Source organism: Aquicoccus sp. SU-CL01552, assembly GCF_040365005.1.
In the GTDB taxonomy this organism is placed as follows: domain Bacteria; phylum Pseudomonadota; class Alphaproteobacteria; order Rhodobacterales; family Rhodobacteraceae; genus Antarcticimicrobium.
In genome coordinates, this window is sequence record NZ_BAABWV010000006.1 from 1 (window position 1) to 24,859 (window position 24,859).

A 24,859-nucleotide genomic window follows, 5' to 3' on the forward strand; every position below is an offset into this window, starting at 1 on the left:
GATCTCCTCCGGATCCACCCGAAGCGCGCCCACTCCCTTCTGAGCGGCCACGCGAACGACACGCTCGAGAAAGCCTCCGAGGATCATATGCACCACTGAAATGGCCTGCACCCTGGCCTTCTCCGCAGCCTTCGAGATCGGGACCAAGGCGTCATCGGCACCATCCACCTCGACCGCCTTTGCATGAAGCCTGCCGACCAGCCCGGCAAGATCTTCACGATCAACGGCTTTCTGGGTGCGCCCGCGCACGCCCGGCCTCCCGTAGTAGATGGGAGTGAGCACGCGATCGGCAAAAAGAAAATCCACCAAGGGACGGGCACAATTCAGAGCGTCCGGGACGGAATTGACATGCACGACCCGCTTTACGCGCTTCGCCACCCCCCTGCCCTGCTCTGCCGGGAAAGCAAAATGCGCGGGGGCGTTGTCAGGAACGATCCCCGCTGCGACCAGCACGCCGCGGAGGGTTCTTGAATCGAGGTCTTGTTCTTTGGCCAGCGACGCGACCGTGTGCAGTTTCCGCTCCGTGAGATCGGCACCGAGCACCTCGGACCCGGCCGGCAGCGCGATGTTCGCGACGATCGTCTCTCGAAGGATGCGAACGATATCGCCGGGATCCTTGAGCGACTTTGAGTGTGCCATGGCGTTGTAGAAGCTCCCGAAAATCTTGCGGGCGCCGGGCGTGCCGGTGGCATCGTCGTATTTCCGAAACTGCGCCTCAAATGCCTCCCGAATACCGCTCTCACCCCGAGACGTGAATTCGTAGCCGACACGACTGGCATGATCCCAATCATCCGACGTGAGCTCCGGCAGTCTCTGCGCCGCCCCGAATGCGACCAGCACACCGAGGAGTTCCGTTGCGCGGGTGGCCTGATCCAGGGTTTGTGCGTCCAGCCATTCGGGACCAGCTTTCCCATCGAGACGGCGCATGACGTAGCCCTGGAGAGGAGACACCGAGCGGCGCGTGGCTTGCGAAACCAACGCGTCGAGCCTTTCGCCGCGCTCGGGCACACGACGATCAAGCTCGTGGAGTTTGTCATCCCATGCGCCCTGCGCCTGCCGCAGAAGCGGGATCTCATGATGCGGGCATGTGCGCACAACCGACAGCGCCCACTCCCACCGCCCGCGGCGCAGGCCAGTCCGGTCATCCTCCGCCAAACAGGCCGGGCAGAAGACCGTGTACGGGTTTGCAAGGAACTCTGCGGTGACCAGCTCACCACGAAGGTCGTAAGTGCGTTTCCCGACCCGGACAGCAGCATTGGCACGCAGGACTTCGACAGCGACGCCGGAAACCTCGGCCAGACGTGTCAGCGCAGTTTCATCGTTAACCGCCATTTGCTCCGGTTTGATCCCGAAGTCCCGGAGAAAGGAAACCAGGCGATCCCCGGTGTGGAGCTGTGCAAGGCGCGCTGCGAAAGACAGCGGGCTCTCTTCAGCGTCGAAAGGAATATGGGGCGCAAGCATCATTGCCCCCTCACCCGAAGACATGGGTTTCACCCAGATCGATCTTGGCCCAATGCCGCGCGAGAAAAACATTCTGGCCCAAGCCACAGCCCTCCTGCATACCCCAACTTTCGGCGAAATGGTTGATCGTCACCTGTTCGGCGTCATCCAGCGCAGCCGCTTCGAGTGCCGCGAGAATGTTCTCGATGCAGCGACCAAAACGGTTGCGGCTGGCATGTACGAGCCGGTCCACCAAGTCCTCGTCCGCGGGCGGTCGCATGCCAGCAGCATCGCAGAAACTGGCAATGACACCTGTCAGTGCCTTGCGATCCGAATGCGGCGAGACATCCGCCAACGGCAGCCGCCAATACCGGCGCGTGACCTGGGCGTCGCAAGATGCGATCTGCCAGAGGCTTTCGATGCCGCTCAACACGACGCTGACCGCGCCGTCCCCCTGCATGAGATTGCGGACGGTCTTCAGGAACACATCGACCTTGAACTTGCTGCCCGCTCCGAACAGATCGTGCGCCTCGTCGATCCAGAGGATCGCGGTCCCCCGCAGTTTGAAATGGTGCCGAACCTTGCGCATGATGTCGTCCTCGGTCTGGGACCGGGAGACGGAAGCGTACCCGCTGGCGTTGAGTATCTCGATCGCGAGACTCTTGGCGGTGGGCGGGCTCGGGACCCGGACCCCGACCCAAGGCTGATGCGCCGCATCGCGCGGTTGCAGGGCCGGATGGGTCTTGAGGCCATGAAGGACCAGCGAGGTTTTGCCTCCGCCGGCGGGCTCCACGACCGCGATGCCGCGTGTATCGCCGGCCTTGTTGAAAAGGCGGGGCTTCGGAAGCAGGTTGCCCTGATCATCGCGCTGCAGCAGCCGGTCCAGGTAGCTCCGGAACTGAGCGTCCCGCGGGGTCGCGAGATACTTGTCTCGCAGCCGGTCCACGGCTGCGAGTTTCGCGTTGATCTTGAGATCTGATGCACTCATGGTCATTCGTCCTCCAGGGTCCAGTCGTCGCCGTCATCAGCCACATCAGCGTCATCGCCGGGCTGATGATCGGGAAATTGAAGCGGGCTGGCACTACCGGAAAAAGATTCTTCCCCCTCAGGCGGGTTTTCAGCGCTGGGTGTGCTCATCGGCGCAGTACCGGCCGTGGGAAGGCCGGTCCCCCACTCGCCCCGCTCCCCGTCATAGGGATTCTCGGGCTCCGTCTCCGAGGTCTTGAAGCCGATGAACAGGCGGTCTTCCTCGTAGTCCATGCGCTTCTCGGACCAGTCCTCCATGATGAGGCCGACCCGGGTCATGGCGGCGCTGTTGGTGCCCTTTATGTAGTCAAGCGCCTGGCGGACGACCGCGAAGTTGATCTCGGCGTTGCGGGCGTTCTGCGCCCGGATTTCCGCCGCAGCGTTCGGCCATTCCTGGGCAGAAACACCACGATACCGATCGAACACGGCGGGGATCTCGAACCAACGTCCGTTCAGCTCGGCCCAGATGGCGCCGATATCCTCAGGATACCACCGGATCGCCACCTTGCACTCGTGCGACCTTGTCATGAAGCGAGCCAGCGTTTCTGAGTGATACCGAACCCCCAGAATGGTGACGCCCTGCCTGGTCACGGTGCGTTCCCGCTCATGGCCGAAGATCAGGCGCCGACGGCTGAGATCAGGCGGGGGCTGAACACCGAATTTCTCAACGAGCCGATTCCAGCAGTCCAGTGGCGTCTCGCCGTTCAGCCCACTGTGCGGGGTGCGGTGGTAAACGTCGACGATGTAGCGAACCAGCACCGAGCAGAACTCCTCGGGGTTGAGCGCAGCACGTTTCACCGAGTCGTAGTCGCCGCGCTCAACGATGTTGCTGAAGGTCCGCCCGCTCAACCGAGGCATGAGCTGGGTCGCGAAAGTACCGAAAACGCGCTCGATTGTTCCTTTCGCCTCAGGGTTTGCAGCCGCGCAGTACTGCAACGTAATGCCGAGGTCGGACACGCGGGCCTGCACCAGGCTCGAGATGTTGTAGGCCGCGCAGTCGGTCACGATGACCGACGGCCAACCGAACTGGTTCCAGGGCGTCAGACCACCGCAGGCATCCCCCCAGACCCCCTTGTCGCGCATCATCATCTCGATGACCCGAAGCGCGCTCTGGGAGTTCGGCTGCCGGGAGATGACCATCCCGACGATGCAACGGGTCGCGCAGCAGATTGCTACCGTGACCCACCACCGCGCCTTTTTCTTGTCGAGCCCGAGCTTCTTTTTCTCTTCCTCGGTCAGATGTGCGAGCATCCCCCCTTCCGCCATCAAGGACATAACGTCGGCCTCCCATTCATCGAATTCGACACGTTGCATCGGCCGCGTGACGTCCAGCCCCATGCCGACCGGGGCGAACTGTCGGTTTGCAGCCTCGCGGCCCTTCCGGGTCAGCGTGATGCCGAAGGGGTTGAGCTTTCGGATCGCTTGCCGCACCGTCTCACGTGACGGGCAGACGATTTCCGGCTCGCCTGCTGCCCTGCGCCGTGCGTTCTCGTCAGCGAAGGCAATCCTCACCTCATTGAAGATGATGGCCTGTGACGGCTGCTGGATGTTGAGATACTTGCCCACGACCTTGCCCATGATCATGAGTTCATCGGCCGTCATCCGGCGGTTACGATTGCCGCGCTTGGAGGTCTTGTCATAAAGACCTGCCAACCCGAAACGCCGCTCCTTGCGTTCCCATTCGAGCACAGTCTTTGCGCCCAGCTCATCCGGTACAGGCAGAGGTTTGCCACGATCTTCGGGCGTTCCTTCACGCTGGATTTCCCCGGCACGCAGCTTGATGGCCCCGATATGAGGCCGTACCGACTTATCGGTCCGTGAGACCTTCTTGGAGTCGTCGTTCAGCAACTCGCGGAACGCACGGACCACGGCCAGTCGCATTGCCGCCTTTTCATGGTCTTCCGTGTTCCTCAGTGAAAGCATATCACCATCCGGCAGGACGCGCGCACGCAGATGCTCAGGCTGGTGTTCGTTCGGAGTGCATTCGAAATTGCCGACCGCCAGGTAGCGACTGATCTCGGCGTTAGTCATGACCTGGGGGACGCCCTCGCCTTTCGCCGCGACGAAAATGTGGCCATCTTCGCGCGTCTCGAAATAGCGGAAAGGCCGCCCGCCGATCACAATGCCATCGTACTCGGAGAAGGAAAACTTGGGTTGGACAGGGCTGGGTTTGGTCGCGATCATTTGGAGATCCTCCGGCGGACATAGGTTTCGTGCGTGATGCGCATGTTGAGTGTGAGTTCGAGTTCGTGAGAGCGGAGCAGGCGAACCACGGCCCGAAAACCGCGCGGGCCGAGGCCGATTGCATCGACCAGATCCTGGATCCGGACAGCCCCGACGATCTCGCCCAGGAGCCTCCGTGCGGCGGCATCTGCATCGGGATCGGGACGACGCATCTCGTGCATCATCTCGGCATTGAAGTATTCCACGGGGTCGATGTCGCGCTCGGTCATCACCACGACCTGATCCGCGAAACTCCGAGGAACCCGAGCCGCGACTTCCGCAAGCTCGGCCTGTACCTTGGGCTGGTTGCGGCGATATTCCGACTTCACCATGATCGCGACGCGTGTGCCGTCGGCCATCAGAATGCGGAAGTCGAAAAAGTGGTTGGCGATTTCCCCGTCGGCCTTGACCCACTTGAAATGCACCTGGCTTTCGATCCAGGCCACACCCGGACGGGCGAGAAGGACAAGCTTCCACTTCATTTCGGTGTTGCTGTCGTAGCCCACGGTATACCCCTCATCGGGGCCGGAAGTTATCTGTCCGGTTTGGTGCTCACGGGCACCGACAGCCGTATTCCGTGCAAGTTGCACACACTCTGGCATCGTGATCCCGCCATCTGGCATCTTCATCATGCTCAAATTCCTTTCGGCATAGGAGTACCGCTCGCCGGAATGCGCTCCGACGCTGCCCGAAGGCGGCGATACTTTTCCTTGGTTTCGTTAGGGGAGCCCCAGTGTATTCAGGCGGCTCCGGGTGCAGGCCTCATGATTGATCGGCCCACGATTTCTGGTGGTCTACCTTGGAGAAGTGACCATAGGTGTTCGTCTCCTCTGCTCGTCCTCTCAACCGTATGCCGGGTTCCGGCGCTGTCGATCGAAAGGTTGGCTGACTGCCTGTTTCACGAAGAAGAAACCGCGGCACGAGGTGTGGGATCCGCTGCTCAGCCTTCGCTTGAGCCCGAGAAACTACCCATACCGGTCCCTCCGACAACAGCTGATTTTGGCCGAAAAAAATTTTCGGATTCGATTTCCGTCGAGATCAGAACGAACCCAGAGAGTTCGCGTCAACACTTTAATATACTGTTTTTATTGTATTTTTTCAAACACCAGATCACCACTCCGGCAGATCCGCTCATGAATTTTTTTTCGCGGAGACGAAACGGGGCCTCAATCCAGGTCGAACCGGAATTGCCGACGCAACATTCTTGCAACACCGCGCACGGAAGTGTTTCGGAGGACGAAGGTTTGAATCCCTAACGACAAGACGCCGGCGATTCGGTTCGCGACGAACCGACCGCTTTTCCGAAGGGCGGTGAAGGTACGAGCGTATTCCCATGTGCCGTTCTCGGCTTCTTGGCCGCGACCGCGGGCACCCTCACGTCCCCTTTCGCCATTCCGAGGGGGGCATGCCGGCGCGGCGGCGGAATGCGGCGACGAAAGCACTGGGATTGGAATATCCCAACCGGGCCGCGAGGGCGGTGCTGCTCATCCCCTCTTGCAGTCCCTCGAGCGCCAGCATGAAGCGCATCCGGTCCCGCCACTCCTGCCAGCTCAGGCCGGTTTCCGTCCGGAACAACCGACTGAGGCTTCGCTCGCTCGTGCCGATCCGGTCCGCCAGCCGCGCAAGGCTGCGCGCCTCCTGCGGACGCGCCAACAGATGCGTCACAGCCGCCGTCACTCTTGGATCGCGGCCACCGGGAAGGCGTAGGTCGGACCGCTCCAGCCTCGCCATCTCATCCAGCGCCACCCAGGCCAGCCGGCGTCGCTCGGGCCGGCTCAATGCATCGACGGCGCTCGGGGCCAAGCGGCGGGCGATCCCGCGCATCAGCGGCGTTGCCCGCACCACTGTCGGCTGTTTCGGCATGGAGGCAAGGATGGCCTGCCGCGGGTGGATATAGAACGCCTGAAGCTCGATCGGACTGACCGTGAGGAGCAGATGCCGGTCCCCCGGCGTGATCCAGATGCCGTGCCGGTCGGGTATGAACCAGTGGTCCTCCCCAATCTCGACCCGCATCATCCCGTCGAAACTGAAGGCGAGCAGCGCCCGGTCCAGCGTGCGAGGCTCGATCTGAACATCGCGGTCGAGATGCGCAGCCCAGACCAGAAGCGGCTGGCGCGGGTCGCCACAGGCGCCGAGCATCTCGTGAGGGGTCGAGGAGACAAGCGGAACTGGCGGGAAATCGATATCAATTGGCATATTGTCGTTCTCGCACACCCCACCTTCTGCGGCTACCTCGAACAGGACGTACAAACATCGGGAGAGATCGGCATGTCTCGTTTCAAGGAAATCATCGTGATCCTGGCGGTGCTGCTCGGCCTGTGGAGCGCTCTGTCCCTGCCGATCGGAATGACGGCCGAGCAGGCGGCGATCTTCGGCATGGTGCTGGTCACGCTGAGCCTCTGGGCCACCGGGCTGACCCCGGGCTATGTCGCCTCGGCGTTCTTTTTCACCGCGCTTCTGCTGGGCAATCTCAGTACGCCGGATGTGGTCTTTTCCGGGTTTACCTCCACGGCGATGTGGCTGGTCGTAGCCGGCTTCGTCATTGGAGCGGCGATCACCACCTCGGGTCTTGGCGCGCGGATCGGCGGGCTGACTCATCGACACCTGTCGCGGTCCTACCCGATGCTGATCGGCGGGCTGATGGTGGTGTCCATGGTGCTCGGCTTCGTGATGCCCGCCTCCACCGGGCGCGCGGCGGTGATGGTGCCGATCGGAATGGCGCTGGCCGATGCGCTGGGCCTCAAGCCGGGGACCAAGGGGCGTACCGGCGTGGCGATCGTGATCGCGATCGGAACCAACATGCCCAGCTTCGCGATCCTGCCCTCGAATATCCCCAACGTGCTGATGTCCGGCCTCGCCGACCAGCTGTTCGACATCCAGTTGAGCTACCTGGACTACCTGCTGCTGCACTACCCGGTGCTGGGTCTCGCCAAATCGGCGGCGATCGTCGGGCTCGTGCTGACCTTCTTCCCCGCCCGGCTGGACACTGAGATCCGCCCGGCGAAAACGGTCGCGTCGGCATCGGGCCGGAAACAGGGGGCGCTGTTGGTCATCCTTCTGATCACGCTGGTCCTGTGGTCGACCGACCAGATCCACGGGATCAACCCGGCCTGGGTCGGGCTGGCGACGGCCGTCGTTCTGATGATCCCAAACGTCGGGTTCCTCTCGCCGCCCGCCTTCAAATCCGCGATCGATTTCGGAACACTTCTGTTCATCGCGGGCGCACTGGCGCTGGGGGTCGTGGTCAACCGGAGCGGCCTCGGCGACATCATCGCGCATGAGGCCCTGACCCGGCTGCCGATCCAACCCGGCCAGGATTTCCTGAATTTCATGTCGCTGTCGTTGCTCGGCGCCGGCACCTCGATCTTCACGACGATGCCGGGTGTTCCGGCGGTCCTTACGCCGCTGGCCTCCGAACTGGCAACCCTAACCGGGTTTTCCACCGAGGCTGTTCTGATGACGCAGGTGATCGGCTTTTCGACGGTCCTCTTTCCCTACCAGGTCGGCCCACTCATCGTCGCGATGGGGCTGGCCGGGGAATCCACCCGCCCACTGTTGAAGGTGACGGTCGCCCTGTTCCTGCTCACGGCCCTGATCCTGATCCCCGCGGACTACCTGTGGTGGAAACTGCTCGGCGTGATCTGAGCAGAGGACAGCACCGCTGGGAAAGCTGCCTTGAAACGCACACCCCGCTCGGCCGATGCCGCGCCACGGTTGAATGCTTTCCATGCGTCCCATTCCGACTTCGGGCAGGAGCACAAGCAGTTCTTCAACGACAAAAGGAATCTAAAAGGATCTCGCACTCCGTACATATGAAATTGGGGCTTCACGTTCTCGACACCGCGACCGTATGGTTGGTTTTGATCACGGGGTCGATCAATCTTCACCATTGTGGCAATTGACAGCTCACCACGGTCTGGTTACCAATCCCCTCAGCAGGCAGCAAGCAACGGCCGTTAACCCCGCCCCCAAAAGGTGAGGCTGGATTAAGAGGCCATACCGCCAGTCATCTTGCATAGATGCTCGGAAATCCGGGCAAAATCTCAGATGGGCACATTCGCCCAAAGCAAGAGGACGACCACGTCATGACCTCGATGATCTCCATCGATGCATCCGCGTTGAGCGGATACAACTCGCTGACCTTTTTCGACGATTACTTCGACGATTTTGTCGGCGCCAGCATGAGCTTTTATGGCGGCGCTGCGGATTCCGCCTATGGCGCCACCTACTACATGAATGGCTCCCAAGTCCTGGCGACACTCGAAACCGCCGGCGAGACCGAGGACGAGAACATAGAGACCGATTATGTCGTGCTCTTGGAGGGCGCCGACCTGGCTTATGATTTCATCCACTACGGTGCCAGCTACGGCCACGGCATAAGCGGCACGATCAATTCCATCACCTTCGGCACGTGGGTTGACGGCCAGACCACCGGTGATCAGGCAGCCGGTGAAGACGGCGAAATCTCGGAACTCGAGGAATTCCTCGTGATCGACGGCCTCGATTTGGACGCAGAGGCCGGAACGGCATACGGCACTGGCACCAACCTCGTCTACAACATGTACAAGGCAGTGCAAAACGCCGATGCCGCCTCGGTCGAGGACTTGCTGTCGGACTACGGTTTCGACATGACGGGCTCGGCCAGCGAAGACTACTTGGTCGGAACCGGCAACGACGATGTTCTGGCTGGTCGGCTCGGTCGTGATACCTTGGTTGGCAAGGGCGGCGACGACCTCCTCAAAGGCAACTGGAACGATGACCACCTCAAGGGGCAGGCCGGCGATGACACGCTTCGCGGTGGAAAGGGCGATGACCTGGTCAAGGGCGGGTCCGGTGACGACATGCTTTATGGTGGTGCCGGCGACGACACGCTTCATGGCGGAAAGGGCGATGACGTGCTTAAGGGCCGCTCCGGCGACGACACGCTTCGTGGCGGAAAGGGCGATGACCTGATCAAGGGGGGCATCGGTAACGACACGGTTTATGGTGGCGCCGGAGAGGACCGTTTCGTCTTCGGAAAAACTGCCGGTTCTGACGTGATCGCCGACTTCACCCCGGGCGAAGACATCATCAAGGTCACTGCCCTTGATATATCCGGTCTTGACAATTTCGCCATCTCCGATGGGGAGACCGGTGTTGTATTGACCTCCGGTTCCGTCTCCATCGAGCTGACGAACGTGGCCGAGGAAGATCTCTCAGCGGACATGTTCCTGTTCTGAGGAGCAGTCCCATGACGACGACAACCTTCATCGCCAGCTCCTGCGGAGTCGTCTACGGCCTCGCCGTGACTGCCTTGGCTTATGGCACACCGGTCTCGGCCGAGGAAACCGATGACGAGATCGAACTCGACGCCATCGTCGTCACCGCGAGCGAAGAAAGCGGCACGGCCGGGGTTTCCCATACCGGGGCGAGCCAGACGCAATACAATGCGAAAGTGCTGGAGAGAGAGTTTTCCGGCGCCCCGCTTTCCACGGTGCTCAACAGCATGGCCGGCGTGACCAGCGCGTTCACCGCTGGCGATCCGGCTATCGCGGTGAATATCCGTGGGTTGCAAGATGACGGGCGCGTTGGCGTGACCATCGACGGCGCGCGGCAGAACTTCGGTCGCAGCGGCCACACATCCAACAGCACCTTCTATGCCGATACGGAGATGCTTCGATCGGTGGAGATCGTGCGCGGCCCGGCCGGAACGGATGCCGCTGCGGGGGCGATCGGAGGCACGCTGAAACTGCGGACGGTCGAGGCCGACGATCTGATCGCGCCGGGCAACACCCAGGGCGGGGAGGCGCGGCTGCGCTTTGGCACGCTGCTGGACCGGCCGACCGTCCACAGTTCCTGGGCGACGCGGATCAATGAGAACAACGATCTCCTGCTATCCGCGACGACATCAAAGAAGGCCGATTACACCGCGCCTGGCGGAACCGAGGTCATGGCGCATGAGGAAAACCTCTCGATCCTCGGAAAATACGGGCACACCTTCGCCGGCGGTCAGCACTTGACCTTCGGCATTTCCGATCTCGGATCGGATTACGAGACCGGTCTCGGGTCCATCCCGCGAAAGAACCGGATGGACACGACATCCGGCACCATCGTTTTCGAGGGGTTCGCCGGAAACTGGCATACCTTGGACGCCACGCTCTTTCATACCGACACAAGGTTGTCCCAATGGCTGCTCGACGATGACGGCAACATCATCAGCAACAGGCGCCGATACGGGACCAAGACGACCGGGTTGCGCGCAGAGGCCGGGCGGGATCTCTACCTCGGCGATGTCCGGCACCGGCTGACCCTTGCCCTCGACGGTTACAGTGATGTCGTGACGGTAGACGATCCTGACTCCACCGTGGACGGGCTGACCGCCCCCGGTGAACGCTACGTCTGGTCGCTGATGGCCGAGGATGCGATCGAGATCGGGCTGAACACCGAGGTCGTTCCCGGCCTGCGCTTTGACACCTACCGTCTCGACAGCGACGAAGGCTCGTCGGTCGGCAGCCAGGTCTCGCCCTCGCTGGTGGTTCGCCACACTCTCGGGCCGGTGACGCTGCACGCGACCATGGCCCAAGCCTACCGACCGCCGACCCTGTCGGAGGCGCTGGTCAACGGGATGCACCCGGAACCGGCGGATTTCCTGATCCTGCCCAATCCAGATCTCGACCCGGAGAGCGCGACCACCTTCGAATTGGCCGCCACCGCCGGTTTCAACGACCTGATCGTGGATGCGGACCGGTTGGACGGGCGGCTCGCCATCTATCGCAGCGAGGTGGATGACTATATCGGGCTGGAGGAGATGGGCACGCTTTTCGACCGCTACTACCAATACCAAAATATCGACCATGTTCGACTCGAGGGCATCGAGCTTGAGCTTGGCTATGATGCCGGGCGCTATTTCGGGCGCTTCACCGGCCAGATGACCCGGGGCATCAACACCGAGACCGACGCGGATATCTCCGGGGTCGCGCCAAACCGGTTTTCGATGACGGCCGGTTGGCGCAATCCTGACCAGTCGCTGGAACTTGGCGTGCGATACACCAACGTGATGTCGCGCAACGACGGAAGCCTTTCCAGCGAGGCCTGGGATACCTGGGACCTGTTCCTCAACAAGAATATCGGGGAACGCGGCAAGCTCAATCTGCAACTCAACAACATCACCGACGAGACATACACCGCCTATCTGACCACCGAGGCAGCACCGGGTATCAACGCCCAGGTATCGCTGACCTGGCAATTCTGAGCGGCCCAAAGAGAGGATAAGAACATGCTTACCGTCCAACTCTTCGCTAACGAGACGACCGGCGCCGGCGTTGATTTCGAGGCCGATTTCGCCGCCTTCTTCGCGGATTTTGAACCCTATTCGATGCCGCTCTTCCTGGCCGAGGGTGCGGACGAGACCACGCAGATCGTGCACCTCGAAGCCCCGACGGCCGGGAAGGAGAGTACGGCACGCGCGGTGCTCGTGGAGGGGCAGGACTTCTACTACACCTTCTCCAACCACTCCGTCAGCGGCACGATCGAGACTATCCGGCTCACCCGGCTGGGCGACGCCTATGATGCCGACACAGGAGAGTTGAACTACAATGACGACGGGTTGGTTGATACGGCGTCCGAGATCATCACCATCTCCGGGCTGAGTATCTACAACGAGGCCGGCGTGATGGGGGACGTGCACGAGGTCATCAAGGGCTTCATGGGCGGCGGCCTGGAAGGCACCGCGATCGACGCCGCCGCCTTTTCGGAATTTGTCTGGGCAGAGGGACACGAGGTCATAGGTTCCACCGGAAACGATACCTACGCCGGCACAAAATACGCCGATATCGTACGGGGCGGCAAAGGTGCCGACGATCTCAAGGGCGGGAACGGGGCCGATATCCTTTCCGGCGGGAATGGGAGCGATACCCTCTCGGGCGGCAAGGGAGCCGACAGGCTCTCAGGTGGCAACGGGACAGACACGCTCTCGGGCGGCAACGGCACCGATACTCTCTTGGGCGGTAACGGCGCCGATACCCTCTCCGGCGGCAAGGGGGCCGATACGCTCTCAGGTGGCAAGGGGACAGACGCGCTCTCGGGCGGCAACGGCACCGATACTCTCTCGGGCGGTAACGGCGCCGATACCCTCTCGGGCGGCAACGGCGCCGATACCCTATCCGGCGGCAACGGCGCCGATACCCTATCCGGCGGCAAGGGGACAGACACGCTCTCGGGCGGCAATGGCGCTGATACGTTCGAGTTCAACACCAAGGCAGAAGCCAATGGGGACGTGATCACCGATTTCACGAGTACCGACATGATCGACCTGAGCGACATAGACGCCGACAGCACGACCGGCGGCAATCAGGCATTCACTTTCATTGCCGAAAGCAGTTTCAGCGGCGTGGCAGGCGAACTGCGGATCATCGAGAAATCCTCGAAGACCGTCGTTGCCGGCGACATTGACGGCGATGGCAGCGCCGATTTCCGGATCACGCTGCTGGATGCGAGCGGACTGGATTCAGGAGATTTCCTCCTCTGACAAAGCGCCGATTGCACGGAATCAATTTACTTGATTAAAATACTCGGATAATTGCTGATCACAACATACACCCCAGAACAAACCGCAAGGAGAAGACGTGGCTGGCGAGACCCGAGACCCCGCGCCGTCAGTGGCAACCGAGGCGCCGAATGCACCGCCATTGGCCAACGAGGTGGCCACCGGCACAGGACCGTCGATTTCCGGACCGGGGATGGAGACGCCCCCGTCCCCCGACGTCGTACCGGTACCGCCTGCCGATACCTCCGCGGCGGAAATGCCAGCCGGATCTGACGACATCCTGGGCATGGCGACCGACCTTTCCGGACCGGCGCTGGAATTCCTTCGGGACGGCGGCTACACGATCTGGGCCATCGCGGCGCTCTCGGTTATCACGGTCGCCCTGGTCCTTTGGAAGATATGGCGATTGGCGCTGATCGGTGCCTGGTCCCGCGGGCGCGCCCGGTTAGCGGTGGAGCAATTCGAGGCAGGCCGGGAGGCCGAGGCCAAGGCGATCGTTGCCGGGCGCCGAGGACTGCGGTCCAAGGTGATCCACGCCGCGCTGCATGCGCGCGAAACCTTTACCGAGGACGCCGCCCGGGAGGAAACCACCCGCGTTGCCAAGCGTGAGATCGGCTCGGCAAGCCGGGGCCTGCGCCCGCTGGAACTGATTGCCACCATCGCTCCGCTGCTCGGCCTTCTGGGTACGGTTCTCGGCATGATCGCCGCCTTCCAGGCGCTGCAGGACGCCGGAGCCAAGGCCGACCCGGCGGCGCTCGCCGGAGGGATCTGGGAGGCCCTCTTGACCACCGCCGCCGGCATGGCCGTGGCGATCCCTGCCTCTGCCGCGCTTGCTTGGTTCGAGGGGATCATCGACAGCATGGCCGCAGATGTCCAAGACGGCGTGACGCGCATTTTCCTCGCCGACCAGCAGCTTCCGGAGCCCGAACCCACAGCGGCCGCCCTCGCTGCGGAATAGCGCCATGGACTGCCTTCGCCCACAACGACAACGCCGCCGTCCGTCGCTCACGCCGATGATCGACGTCGTGTTCCTTTTGCTGGTGTTCTTCATGCTCGCCTCCCGCTTCGGAACCGACTTGGCCCTGCCGTTGCCTCTTGCCAGCGCCGGACAGGGGTATTCCGGTCCGCCGCGCCTGATCGAGGTCACCCCCGAGACGGTCCGGCTCAATGGGATCGTCACGGCGCTGGCCGATGTGCCGGAACAACTCTCCCGGCTCACCTCCACCCCGACCGACGCGATCATCCTGCAGGGGCGTGATGGTGCGGACTTGCAGCGGGTCATCGACGTGACCCAAGTCCTGAGCGCGGCGGGATTCGAAACGGTCGTGCTGATCGAATGAACATTCGTCGCCCCCGCCAACGCCAGGCCCGCGAGAGCATCGTTCCGATGATCAACGTGGTCTTCCTGCTTCTGATCTTTTTCATGATCTCCGCCCGGATCACCCCGCCGGAGCCTTTCGAGGTAACCCTGCCTACCGCGCGGGAGGCCGAGCCCCCGGTTTCGGAGGCCACACTCTACATCAACCGAGACGGTTTGCCTGGCTACCAGGGGCTGACCGGGGTGCCGGCGATGGAACTGCTGGTCGAGCTGCGCGACAAGCGCGATCCCCTTCAGGTCCGCGGCGATGCCCATCTTGAGGCGGCGAAGCTTGCCGCGCTCCTCAAGGAATTGGCCAGGGCCGGGTTCGTCCGGGTCGAACTGATGGTAAGCGAGTAATGGTCCGGTACGTCGAAACGGCGGTTTTTCTCGGCCTCGCGGTGGGCTTGCATCTGGTGCTGTTCGCGGGTGTGCCGCCGCGCGGGACCGAAGCCGGAGGCGCGGGCGGGGAGGAGACGATCACCATCCTCGCCGCGAGCGACCGGGTCGAGACCATGGTGGAGGCGTGGAAACGCCCGCCTGAGATCGAGATCGAAAACGTAGAGAAACAGCTTGCCCCCACCCCGGATGTCGCGCCGCCGCGTCCGATGGAAATGACGGCCCTGCCACCGCAGCCGGACCAGCCCATCCCGCTGCAACACCCTGGGGCGGAGCAAATGCCGATGCTGATGGCGCTGCCGCAACGGATCGAGACCCGGGATGTGACCCTGCCGATGCCGGTTCCGCAGAAGATGAAGCCGGTCGAGAAGCCGAAGGAAAAGGAGAGCCGAAAGCCACCCGTGCGCTTGACCGCCCCCACTCCACCGAAGCAGGACGAAGCCCCGCCAGAGATCGCCCCCCCGGCACCACCGGAACCGGCCCCTGAAGCCCTGCCGCAGGATCCCTCGCTCGCGGGAAAACGCCCGGTCAGCCGCCCCGAACGCCCGAAGAAAAGGAAGGAACTCGCGAAGGAGCCTTCAAAAACCGCCAAGAAGGCAGCGAAGGCCCAGTCCGCGGCGCGGGGTACTGCCGGACAGCGGGCCGCCGGGACCGGCGGCGGCGCAGTGGCCGGGAGCGGCAAGGCCAAGGTCACCTCCGGGGCAACCAAAGCCAAGGTGGCGGCTCTGCAGCAGGTCTGGGGTGCGAAGATCCGCAACCGGGTGGAACGCGCCAAGCGCCATCCGGGTGGCCGGAAGGCCGGGCGGGTGACGGTGGCGCTGAACGTGACCCGTGGCGGCAAGCTTGCCGGGGTATCAGTACGCAAGAGCTCCGGGAATGCGTCCCTGGACAAGGCGGCGGTGAGCGCCGTGCGCCGGGCCGGACGCTTTCCCAAGGCACCGGACGGCCTGACCAAGGCAGCCTACACGTTCACCATCACGATGGCGTTCAACTGACGCGTTCCGGGAAGGAGGTAATACATCGCCTGTCGCCAGTGACATTCCAGGCAGGGTCCACAGTTTCAACCGACAGTTCTTGCGTGCGCCTATGAATCTGAGTAAAAAACTCGGGATAATTGACGAATCCCACGTCTACCAAGCCAAAGCAACGCGTCAAGCGGGTGCTGTCGAGCCAGGTTTCCCCGAAAACGAAAAAACGCGTGAAAGATCCATGACGAATCAGGCTCAGCTTTTGCCTGCCGACATCCGGCAGGCCCGTATCGAAAATGACCTCCGGGACCGCGACCTTGCGGAGAGCTTCGGCATCTCCGAGGGCCAGCTCGTCGCCGCCCATGTCGGGCACGGCGCAACGCGCATCGCCTCCCACCCCGATGCGTTGATCCCCGAGATCACCGGGCTTGGCGAGGTCATGGCGCTGACCCGCAACAACAGCTGCGTGATCGAAAAGGTCGGGATCTACGAAAATTATCACCCCGGCAAGCATGCCGCCATGACGCTGACGCCCGAAATTGACCTCAGAATATTCCCCGGCCAATGGGTGTCGGCATTTGCCGTCGAGCGCGAGACCAAGACCGGACTCCGCCGGTCGATCCAGGTCTTCGACGCCGCCGGTGACGCGATCCACAAGATCCACCTCCGGGACGGCTCCCACCTGGATCACTTCGAGGCGCTGAAAAAGAAACTGGCCCATGAAGACCAGTCCGAACGCCTTTCCGTGGAGCCGCGGAAACCTGTCGAGCAGGCAAAATCGAACCCGGACCGGCTGGAGGAATTGCGTACCGAATGGGCCAAGCTCACCGACACGCACCAGTTCCTGCGCCTTGTCTCGCGGCTGAAGATGAACCGCCTGGGCGCCTATCGCATTGCCGGTGAGCCGCTGGCACGCAAGCTGTCCGTCGACGCGGTGAACCAGATGCTCGAAGCGGTGAAGGACCGGGAACTGGAGATCATGCTCTTTGTCGGGAACCGCGGCTGCATCGAGATCCATGGCGGGCCGATCCAGTCGCTCAAGCCTATGGGGCCCTGGCAGAACATCCTCGACGAAGGGTTCAACCTCCACCTGCGCGCCGATCACATCGCCGAAGTCTGGGCGGTGAACAAGCCCACGGCGCGCGGCCCGGCGGTTTCCGTCGAGGTCTTCGACTCCCAGGAGGGGCTCATCTTCCAGATCTTCGGTCGTCACAACAACGGGCGCGATTTCCGCCCCGAGTGGGACGCGCTCGTGGCCTCCCTTCCCTCCGCCTGAGGATCCCAAGTCATGACCGGTCTTTCCCCGTGCCGCCGCGGCCTCTTTGCCCTGACCGCCGTGTTCGTTTCCTGTTTCGCCGCCTCTGTCGTCGTTGGTGACGGCAGGGGAGAACGAATCGTCTCTGTCGGCGGATCGGTGACCGAGATCATCTACGCCCTCGGCCAGCAGGATCGGCTGGTTGGACGGGACACGACCTCAGTGTACCCAGTGCAGGTCAATACTCTGCCCGATGTGGGCTACATGCGACGTCTCTCACCGGAGGGATTGCTCTCGGTGAACCCGGACATGATCATCGCCATAGAGGGCGCAGGGCCGGACGAGACGATTGACGTGCTGGATGCTGCGCAGATTCGCTTCGAGACCATACCGGAAGGCTACACCCGCGCGGCAGTGGGCGAGAAAATCCGCGCCGTGGGCGCAGCGCTGGGCGAGGACGAGGCCGCCGATACCCTCGCCGAAAAAGTCGATGCGGAGATCGCATCGGCTGTGGACGCTGCGCAGGCCACGGCGGGCAATCAGCGCGTTCTCTTCGTGCTCTCGGCCAAGGGCAGCAAGATCATGGCCGGGGGCACCGGCACCGCCGCAGACGGAATCATCTCGATGGCAGGCGGGGTGAACGCCATCGACCAGTTCGAGGGCTACAAAACGCTCACCGACGAGGCCGTGACGCGCGCCGCGCCGGACGTCATCCTGATGATGAAGTCCCGTGGAGCACCGACAGGCTCCGATAGAGACCTGTATGCCCATCCCGCCATTTCCACCACGCCCGCAGGCCGGAACAAGGCGCTGGTCCGTATCGACGGTGTCCATCTGCTCGGCTTCGGTCCGCGGACCGGCTCGGCCGTCACTGAACTGGCCGCGGCGATCAAGGCGGCAGGCAACTCGTGACCGATACCGCCACGGTACAAGCGGTCGAGCCGGCGCCTGTCGACCGCCACCAGCAGGCGCGCCGCACGACGCTCCGGCTCACGCTCCTGCTCATTGCCACATCGGTCCTCAGCCTTGCGTCGGGCGCGTCGGGCACCTCGCTCTGGAGCGCATTGGGCGACCTAATCGCCGGGCGTGAGCTGGCACTGGTGGACAAGGTCATCCTCTTCGACATCCGCCTGCCACGGTTGATCGAGGGTATCCTCGTCGGCGCCGCACTGGCGGTCTCCGGCGCGGTGATGCAGGGGCTGTTCCGCAATCCGCTGGCCGATCCCGGCATCGTCGGCGTCTCTGCGGGCGCGGGGCTTGGCGCGATCAGTGCGATCGTGCTCGCCGGCCTGCTGCCGTTCGCCTTGCGCGACCTCATGGGATCCCACCTCGTCTCCCTGGCCGCTTTCCTCGGAGGTTGGGGCACGACGCTGCTTCTCTACCGGGTCTCCACCCGCAACCGGCAGACCTCCGTGGCCACCATGCTGCTCGCCGGGATCGCCCTCGGCGCGCTTTCCGGGGCGTTGTCGGGGATCCTCGTTTACATGGCCGACGATGACCAGCTCCGCGATCTCACCTTCTGGGGCATGGGTTCGCTGGCTGGCGCCACATGGAGCAAGGTTTTTGCCGCCGGGCCGATTATCCTGCTTGCGCTGACCGTCACCCCATTCCTTGCCCGTGGCCTCAACGGTCTCGCGCTCGGCGAGGCCGCGGCGGCCCACATCGGCATCCCGGTCCAGAGGATGAAGAACACGGCCATCCTCTCCGTCGCCGCCGCGACCGGCGCCGCCGTCGCCATTTCAGGGGGGATTGGCTTCGTCGGTATCGTCGTGCCGCACCTGCTGCGACTTGCCAACGGGCCGGACCACCGCACGCTGCTGCCCAACGCCGCGCTTCTGGGCGCTACGCTTTTGCTGGGCGCGGACATGCTCAGCCGCTCCATCATCGCCCCCGCCGAACTTCCCATCGGCATCGTTACCGCCACTTTGGGTGCGCCCGTCTTCCTCTGGATATTGATGCGCCGCATGCCCGGGATGAGGCTCTGAGATATGCAGGCCACCGACATCACCGTCCGCCTCAGTCGTCGCAAGATTCTTCACGGGGTCGATTTCGTGGCGGAGCCGGGCGCGCTCACGGCCATCGTCGGGCCGAACGGCTCTGGCAAGACCACCTTCCTGCGCGCGCTGGCCGGCGAGGTGCCCCATGGCGGCCGCGTCACCCTGAACGGGCACGACACGGCGCACCTCAAGCCGTGGCAGGTGGCTGCCCTGCGTGGGGTTCTACCGCAGTTCACCCCGGTCGCTTTTCCTTTCACCGTCATAGAGATCGTCCGCCTCGGCCTGACTGCAGGCACCGCAGCCGAAGATGACAGCTTACCCGTCCAGGCGCTCGCCCGTGTTGGCCTTTCCGGTTTCGCCAATCAGTTCTATTCGGAGCTTTCCGGAGGCGAGCAGCAGCGGGTGCAACTCGCCCGCGTGCTGACCCAGGTCTGGGCACCGGTGGAGGACGGCCAGCCGCGCTGGCTGCTGCTCGACGAGCCGGTGTCCAGCCTTGATATCGGCCACCAGTTGCAGGTTATGGAACTCGCCCGAGACTATACCCGCGCCGGGGGCGGGGTCATCGCGGTGATGCATGACCTGAACCTGACCGCGATGTTTGCGGATCACATCGTGCTCTTCCAGTCGGGCCGAATTTTGGCCAGCGGGTCGCCTGCCGAGGTGTTGACAGACGAAACCCTTTCTACCGCCTATGGCTGCAACCTGCGGGTCAATACGCCCCCGCCCGGCAGCATTCCCTTCCTGTTGCCGCAGGTCGCAACCGCCTGACCTCTCAGCGCCCAACTTGACCGGGGTTTCCGCCCGGGGACTGGAATCCTCTTTCCATGCCCGCTGGGAACGGTGCCCTGAAACGCAGAGCCCTGTTCAGCCGATACCGTGCTATGCAAGACTGAGTGCCATGCATCTCTTTGTGCTTCCGGCGCCGGGAAAACGGGTCAGCCGGCTGATCGGGAAATGCCCACGGGTTCATCACCGACCCCCTGTCCCGGTTGATTCGCGCGGTTGGGTCATTGTCCCGGATGGCCTGTCGCAGTAAAATCCCCCTTAACGTGGACAGGTTGACATGCACAAACAGACCTTGGCAATTGCAGGTGTGATCGGCCTCGGCGTGATCGGCACCGCGGGTTTGCTGCTCTGGCCGGATCGACCGGATCCGCAGCTTCTGGCCTGGAATGATGCGGCGACGGTGGCCCGCGGGCATGTGGTTTACACGCGTGCGTGTTCCACCTGCCATGGTCCACTCGACGGTGGTGCCTCAGGAAGTGCTCCGCCCCCGCAGGAGCGAACGGCCCCTCCCCATGATGCTGGCGGCCACACTTGGCAGCATCCGGATTACGCACTGTTTCAACTCACCAAGTCCGGCGAAGTCGCGGACCTGTGCCGAACGCTCGACGCCTCGGGGATGCCGCAGTTTGGCGACGATCTCAGCGATCACCAGATCATCGACGTTCTGTCCTACATAAAATCGACATGGCCGGTGCATATCCGCGTCGAACAGGACGCCGTCAACGCCCTCTATGCCGCGCAGAACGCCGCATTTCGGGCGCTGCTCTACCCATCGGATTTCTGACCGCGCCGACAATCCGGCAAGATCAGCCACCTGACGGATGCGTTCAGCCCATGCCTTCCTCTTTCTGGGCAGGCTCCCGCCCCTTGTCTGGCATGCGTTCGCGCAGCATGTCGAGGCTGCGTTGGAGCTCGGGCCGGGAGATGTCACGGGCAATGACCACGATCCGCGAGCGGCGATCTCCACCCGGCCAGTCGCGCATGGGCACCGGCGGGTCGAAAACCTGCTGCACGCCGTGAAAGACGAAGGGCATCTCGATATCTTCAAGGAACACGATGCCCTTCACGCGTAGGATATCCGGGCCACGCAGCGCGATCAGCGTGTCGAGCCAGAGATCAAAGACCACGTCCGGGATCGGGTCGTCGAGGATGATGGAGGCAGTGCTGATACGGGTGTCGTGCGGCGCAAGTTCGACCGGCGCAGGCACCGGCCGCGACAGCCCAGACAGGTTCGCCAGCGGATTAACCGACGGGGCGGGGCCGCCGGTCCAGATCAGGACATCGGCTGGGCTGGCCCCCTCACGAAGACCGCTCAGTCCCCAGATGTGCCCCGGCACCCCCTGTCCCCGGATCGCATGAAGAATGCGGGCGCCGGGGGAGATCATCCGAAGGCGCGTCTCAAAGGCCTGCACCTGCGCCGACGACACGAGGTCGGTCTTGCTCAGCACGACCAGATCGGCCATCGCCACCTGCGACACGGCCTCGAACTGCGCATCCAGCGTATCAGGCCCATGTGCGGCATCGACGACGGTGACGACCCCGTCCATGCGCGCCGTACGGACAAGGTAGGGGTCGGTGACCAAGGTTTGCAGGATCGGCCCCGGGTCGGCAAGACCGGTGGTCTCGATCACCACCCGGTCAAAATCCAGTTCCCCCCGGTCGCGGCGCGCCGAAAGGCTGATCATGGTGCGGGCGAGATCCCCCCGCACCGTGCAGCACAGGCAGCCCGACCGCATCAGGACGATCTCTTCGCTGCTGCGCTCGATCAGGTCATGGTCCAGTCCGGCCTCACCGAACTCGTTGACGATGACGGCAATACGCCCCGACGCTGCATCCGACAGGACCGCGTTGAGAAGCGTCGTTTTTCCTGCACCGAGAAAGCCGGTCAGCAGGGTAATAGGCAGGCGCGTATCCGTCACCCGCGTCCCTCAAGGTGGACCGCCAGGGCGCGGATCGCGTCAAGCAGCCCCTTGTGGTGCTCCGAACTTGCCTCATGCGCCTTCAGCAAACGGTCATGCGCCTCTGCCTGAGGCGCGTCGGCATTTGCATCGCCATGGGCAATCTGTTCCTCGTGGCGTGCGATCTCAACATCATGGGCCAGGATTCGGGCCTCATGCGTGAAGATCGCGGCCTCCACGCGCTTCAGGACTGCGAGCGCCTCCATATGCTCCTGACGCCAGCGGTCGTGATCCCGTCCCTCGCGAAGGTGCACGGAGTGGGCAATTTCATTGGTAGATGTCATGACTTGGGTCTCCTTGTCAGTGTAGTGTCAAACAGAGGTTTCGACAGCGGCCTCCTGCCGAGACAAATGCGCTACCCGTTGCGGCACAAGGGCGGAGCGAACAAGCATCGAAAAGGCAAACACGCTGGCCGCAGCAAGGATCATCGTCGGACCTGCGGGCCAGTCAAGCCAGATCGCCACGGCCATGCCGACTCCAACCGAAACTAAGGATGCCACCGTCGCAACCGCCACCATCCACGCCATGGACCGCGCCCAATGGGCCGCGACCGCGGCCGGAAGCGTCAACAGCGCAAGCACGAGGATCAGCCCGACCACCTTGATCAGCAGCACCACGGCAATGGCGATTAGTACCAGCAGCAACCGGTCGAGCCATGCCACCGGCAACCCGCGCAACTGGGCGAATTCCCGGTCGAGTGCCACCGCCACCATGGGCCGCCAGAGTACCACCAGCGTACCGGAGACAACCGCAAGACCAGCGCCCATGAGCCACAGCCGTTCCGGTCCCGCTGTGAGGATCGAGCCGAAAAGATAGCTGAGCAATTGCACGTTGTAGCCCGGCGTGCGCGAGATGAAGAGGATACCGATCGCCATGCCGACGGCCCAGATCGCGCCGATCAGCGCGTCCTCATGGCCTTGGCCCTGCCCGCGTCCGCGGTCGTCGAGCCAGCCGATCAGGAGCGCCGAGAGGATCGCCGCCGGAAGTGCCCCCAGATCAGGTGAGACACCGAAATACTGCGCAGCACCCAGCCCAGCGAGCGCCGAATGCGCGACAGCGCCCACGAGAAAGGCCAGACGGCGCACCCTGACGAATGGGCCGATCAACCCGCAGGCCAGCGCCGAGAGAGCGCCTGCGGCGATAGCCCACCGCATGAAGGCAAAAGCGAGCAAGGTCATGCTGCCACCTCACGTCGATCGCAATGCACCGAGCGGGTGAATATCTCGGAAGCCAGGTCAGCCGCCGTTGCATGTTGCGAGGCCTCCCACAGGTGACGGTTGACGCAGAACACCCGCTCGCAATGGGCCGCCACATGGGCCAGATCATGCGATACAACAAGCACGGGGATCGTCTGGCCCAGATCGCAGAGCATCTCGAACAGCCGGTCGGCATGATCCTGATCAACGCTGGCGGTCGGTTCGTCCAGAAGCAGCAATTCGGGCGCCACGGCCAGCGCGCGCGCAATCAAACCGCGCTGCAACTCCCCCCCCCGACAGCGCCGAAAGCGGGCGGTCGGCCAAATCCGAGATCCCGGTCTTGGCCATCGCGTCGGCAATACGTTTGCCAGCCCCGGCCATAGGCCGCGAGAACAGGCGGGGGCCGAGCAAGGCGGTCTCGACCAACCCCTGCAGGGTGACCGGAAAGGCGCGATCGAACGTGGCAGCCTGCGGCACCAGCGCAAGGCGCGGCGCCGCCCGGCGCGGCGTCTCCTCCAGAACTTCCACCCGGCCGGCGCTGGCCGGCAAGAGTCCGCAGATCACCGACAGAAGCGTACTCTTGCCACCTCCGTTGGGGCCGATCAGCCCGTAAAGACCGGGCCTTTCCAAGCGAAGCGTCACGTTCTGCAACACCGCCTGCTGTCCGCGGTGGACGACAAGTCTTTCTATCTCCAGCACGCTCATCTGAACGAAGCCTCGATCAGCGTTGTCAAAAAGGTCAAGTTCCCGATCAGCTCTTCGGGCAGAGTGGGGAGCGGGACCACATCTGCGCCGATCTCGGCGGCGATGGTCCTTGCCTCGTCCTCGCTATAGCCGCCCTGGACGAAAATCGTCCCGATCTCTTGATCCCGCGCCGCTTCGATCGTCGCCGCGATCCTGCGCGGACCGGGTTCCATGCCCTGTTCCTCGATCGCCATCTGGCGCAACCCGTAGGCATCGCCGAGATAGCCAAAGGCAGGATGGTAAACCAAGAAGGCACGGCCTTTGTAGGGTGCCAGCCGAGCCTTTGCATCGGCGTCAGCCGCATCAAGTCGGGCAAGCCATGCCGCTGTATTGGCCTTGAAATCATCGGTACTTTCGGGCCGGAGCTCAATCAACGCATCGCGCAGCACCGCGGCCATGGTTCGCAGCTGTTTCGGCCCCATCCAGATATGCGGATCGGGCATTTCGCCCCCGGCATTCGCGCCGCTGCGCCCCGTGATAGTGCGCGTTTGGACGTGTTCGATGAAATTCAGCACCGGCATATCCGGCCGCGCGGCCTTGACCTGCGGCATCCAGTTCCGCTCGTGCGGGACGCCCATGGCGATGTAGATATCCGAAGACTCAAGCGCAGCCATCTGCATCGGGGACGGTTCGAACGTGCGGGGATGCACGTTGGGCGGCACCATGACCGTGGCGGTGACATGCGGCCCCCCGATCGCCTCGACCATCGCCTGCATCGGCAAGAGGGAAACCGTAACGCGCAGCGGCGCGGTCTCGTCGGCCCGAACAGACAAGGGCATCGACAGGGCCAAAGTAACGGCCGCGGCGGTTTTGGTGAGAAGGTCTCTACGAGAGATCATTGGACGGGCCTTTCATTCTGGTATCTTTGAGCGATATACGGCGCCTCTCAATCCGGGCTGGCCTTGGACTGCTGCTGAGCCTCGTACTTGCAGCGAAGGGTGCCCCGCGGTTCGGGTGCGGCGCGGGGAATGAACATCCCGGCTTGG

The 24,859-nt window shown here is 63.3% G+C and carries 24 protein-coding genes; 13 read left to right on the forward strand and 11 right to left on the reverse strand.

The features are described 5' to 3' along the window. The 5 genes from ABWV23_RS08325 to ABWV23_RS08345 form a co-directional block, all read right to left on the reverse strand. The coding region (locus tag ABWV23_RS08325) for a TniQ family protein (RefSeq protein ID WP_353346886.1) at window positions 1-1,464 on the reverse strand (1,464 nt) is incomplete at its 3' end. 7 nt (window positions 1,465-1,471) lie between these two features. Continuing rightward, window positions 1,472-2,434: a TniB family NTP-binding protein gene (locus ABWV23_RS08330; RefSeq protein ID WP_353346888.1), complete on the reverse strand. Its 963-nt coding sequence runs from the start codon at window positions 2,432-2,434 to the stop codon at window positions 1,472-1,474. Further along, window positions 2,431-4,650 carry a TnsB C-terminal domain-containing protein gene (locus ABWV23_RS08335; protein WP_353346890.1) on the reverse strand — a complete coding sequence of 740 codons (2,220 nt, stop codon included), beginning with the start codon at window positions 4,648-4,650 and terminating at the stop codon, window positions 2,431-2,433. Before ABWV23_RS08335 ends, ABWV23_RS08330 begins: the two co-directional genes overlap by 4 nt. After that, entirely contained in the window at window positions 4,647-5,321 is a 675-nt protein-coding gene (locus tag ABWV23_RS08340; RefSeq protein WP_353346892.1) for a hypothetical protein, read from the reverse strand. The genes ABWV23_RS08335 and ABWV23_RS08340 overlap by 4 nt, the downstream gene beginning before the upstream one ends. A gap of 742 nt (window positions 5,322-6,063) precedes the next feature. Next, entirely contained in the window at window positions 6,064-6,885 is an 822-nt protein-coding gene (locus ABWV23_RS08345; protein ID WP_353346894.1) for a helix-turn-helix domain-containing protein, read from the reverse strand. A gap of 72 nt (window positions 6,886-6,957) precedes the next feature. Here ABWV23_RS08345 and ABWV23_RS08350 point away from each other — a divergent pair, with 72 nt between their 5' ends. The 13 genes from ABWV23_RS08350 (at window position 6,958) to ABWV23_RS08410 (ending at window position 20,759) form a co-directional block, all read left to right on the forward strand. Then, window positions 6,958-8,334: an SLC13 family permease gene (locus ABWV23_RS08350; protein ID WP_353346896.1), complete on the forward strand. Its 1,377-nt coding sequence runs from the start codon at window positions 6,958-6,960 to the stop codon at window positions 8,332-8,334. Window positions 8,335-8,774: 440 nt separating this feature from the next. After that, complete coding sequence (locus tag ABWV23_RS08355) at window positions 8,775-9,908, forward strand: calcium-binding protein (RefSeq protein ID WP_353346898.1); 1,134 nt, start codon at window positions 8,775-8,777, stop codon at window positions 9,906-9,908. 11 nt (window positions 9,909-9,919) lie between these two features. Further along, window positions 9,920-11,920 (forward strand): TonB-dependent receptor domain-containing protein, encoded by a 2,001-nt coding sequence (locus tag ABWV23_RS08360; protein WP_353346900.1) that lies wholly within the window; start codon window positions 9,920-9,922, stop codon window positions 11,918-11,920. 24 nt (window positions 11,921-11,944) lie between these two features. Next, a complete protein-coding gene (locus ABWV23_RS08365) occupies window positions 11,945-13,195 on the forward strand; it encodes a calcium-binding protein (protein WP_353346902.1) in 1,251 nt (416 codons plus the stop codon). A 97-nt stretch (window positions 13,196-13,292) separates the two neighbouring features. Further along, window positions 13,293-14,171, forward strand: coding sequence for a MotA/TolQ/ExbB proton channel family protein (locus ABWV23_RS08370; protein ID WP_353346904.1), 879 nt, complete (start codon window positions 13,293-13,295; stop codon window positions 14,169-14,171). A 4-nt stretch (window positions 14,172-14,175) separates the two neighbouring features. Further along, a complete protein-coding gene (locus ABWV23_RS08375; protein WP_353346906.1) occupies window positions 14,176-14,553 on the forward strand; it encodes an ExbD/TolR family protein in 378 nt (125 codons plus the stop codon). Beyond that, on the forward strand, window positions 14,550-14,930 hold the full coding sequence (locus ABWV23_RS08380; RefSeq protein ID WP_353346908.1) for an ExbD/TolR family protein: 381 nt from the start codon (window positions 14,550-14,552) through the stop codon (window positions 14,928-14,930). Before ABWV23_RS08375 ends, ABWV23_RS08380 begins: the two co-directional genes overlap by 4 nt. Then, entirely contained in the window at window positions 14,930-15,964 is a 1,035-nt protein-coding gene (locus tag ABWV23_RS08385) for an energy transducer TonB family protein (protein WP_353346910.1), read from the forward strand. The genes ABWV23_RS08380 and ABWV23_RS08385 overlap by 1 nt, the downstream gene beginning before the upstream one ends. A gap of 214 nt (window positions 15,965-16,178) precedes the next feature. Further along, window positions 16,179-17,213 (forward strand): hemin-degrading factor, encoded by a 1,035-nt coding sequence (locus ABWV23_RS08390; protein WP_353347214.1) that lies wholly within the window; start codon window positions 16,179-16,181, stop codon window positions 17,211-17,213. A 12-nt stretch (window positions 17,214-17,225) separates the two neighbouring features. Beyond that, window positions 17,226-18,104, forward strand: a complete 879-nt coding sequence (locus ABWV23_RS08395; protein WP_353346912.1) for a heme/hemin ABC transporter substrate-binding protein — start codon at window positions 17,226-17,228, stop codon at window positions 18,102-18,104. Next, on the forward strand, window positions 18,101-19,177 hold the full coding sequence (locus tag ABWV23_RS08400) for a FecCD family ABC transporter permease (RefSeq protein WP_353346914.1): 1,077 nt from the start codon (window positions 18,101-18,103) through the stop codon (window positions 19,175-19,177). The genes ABWV23_RS08395 and ABWV23_RS08400 overlap by 4 nt, the downstream gene beginning before the upstream one ends. Window positions 19,178-19,180: 3 nt before the next feature. Next, the gene (locus ABWV23_RS08405; protein ID WP_353346916.1) at window positions 19,181-19,957 is read left to right on the forward strand and encodes a heme ABC transporter ATP-binding protein; all 777 of its coding nucleotides are present in this window, start codon (window positions 19,181-19,183) and stop codon (window positions 19,955-19,957) included. Between the two features lie 295 nt (window positions 19,958-20,252). Further along, window positions 20,253-20,759, forward strand: a complete 507-nt coding sequence (locus tag ABWV23_RS08410; protein WP_353346918.1) for a c-type cytochrome — start codon at window positions 20,253-20,255, stop codon at window positions 20,757-20,759. Between the two features lie 43 nt (window positions 20,760-20,802). On the opposite strand, the gene ABWV23_RS08415 is transcribed toward ABWV23_RS08410, so the two are convergent. The 6 genes from ABWV23_RS08415 to ABWV23_RS08440 are packed head-to-tail and all read right to left on the reverse strand — an operon-like array spanning window position 20,803 to window position 24,664. Beyond that, window positions 20,803-21,894, reverse strand: a complete 1,092-nt coding sequence (locus tag ABWV23_RS08415) for a CobW family GTP-binding protein (protein ID WP_353346920.1) — start codon at window positions 21,892-21,894, stop codon at window positions 20,803-20,805. Continuing rightward, window positions 21,891-22,217, reverse strand: coding sequence for a hypothetical protein (locus tag ABWV23_RS08420; protein ID WP_353346922.1), 327 nt, complete (start codon window positions 22,215-22,217; stop codon window positions 21,891-21,893). The genes ABWV23_RS08415 and ABWV23_RS08420 overlap by 4 nt, the downstream gene beginning before the upstream one ends. 27 nt (window positions 22,218-22,244) lie before the next feature. Further along, window positions 22,245-23,111: a metal ABC transporter permease gene (locus tag ABWV23_RS08425; protein ID WP_353346924.1), complete on the reverse strand. Its 867-nt coding sequence runs from the start codon at window positions 23,109-23,111 to the stop codon at window positions 22,245-22,247. Then, window positions 23,108-23,368: a hypothetical protein gene (locus tag ABWV23_RS08430; RefSeq protein ID WP_353346926.1), complete on the reverse strand. Its 261-nt coding sequence runs from the start codon at window positions 23,366-23,368 to the stop codon at window positions 23,108-23,110. The genes ABWV23_RS08425 and ABWV23_RS08430 overlap by 4 nt, the downstream gene beginning before the upstream one ends. Next, entirely contained in the window at window positions 23,334-23,834 is a 501-nt protein-coding gene (locus ABWV23_RS08435) for an ATP-binding cassette domain-containing protein (RefSeq protein WP_353346928.1), read from the reverse strand. Before ABWV23_RS08435 ends, ABWV23_RS08430 begins: the two co-directional genes overlap by 35 nt. Continuing rightward, window positions 23,831-24,664 carry a metal ABC transporter substrate-binding protein gene (locus ABWV23_RS08440; RefSeq protein WP_353346930.1) on the reverse strand — a complete coding sequence of 278 codons (834 nt, stop codon included), beginning with the start codon at window positions 24,662-24,664 and terminating at the stop codon, window positions 23,831-23,833. The genes ABWV23_RS08435 and ABWV23_RS08440 overlap by 4 nt, the downstream gene beginning before the upstream one ends. Window positions 24,665-24,859: the final 195 nt, after the last annotated feature.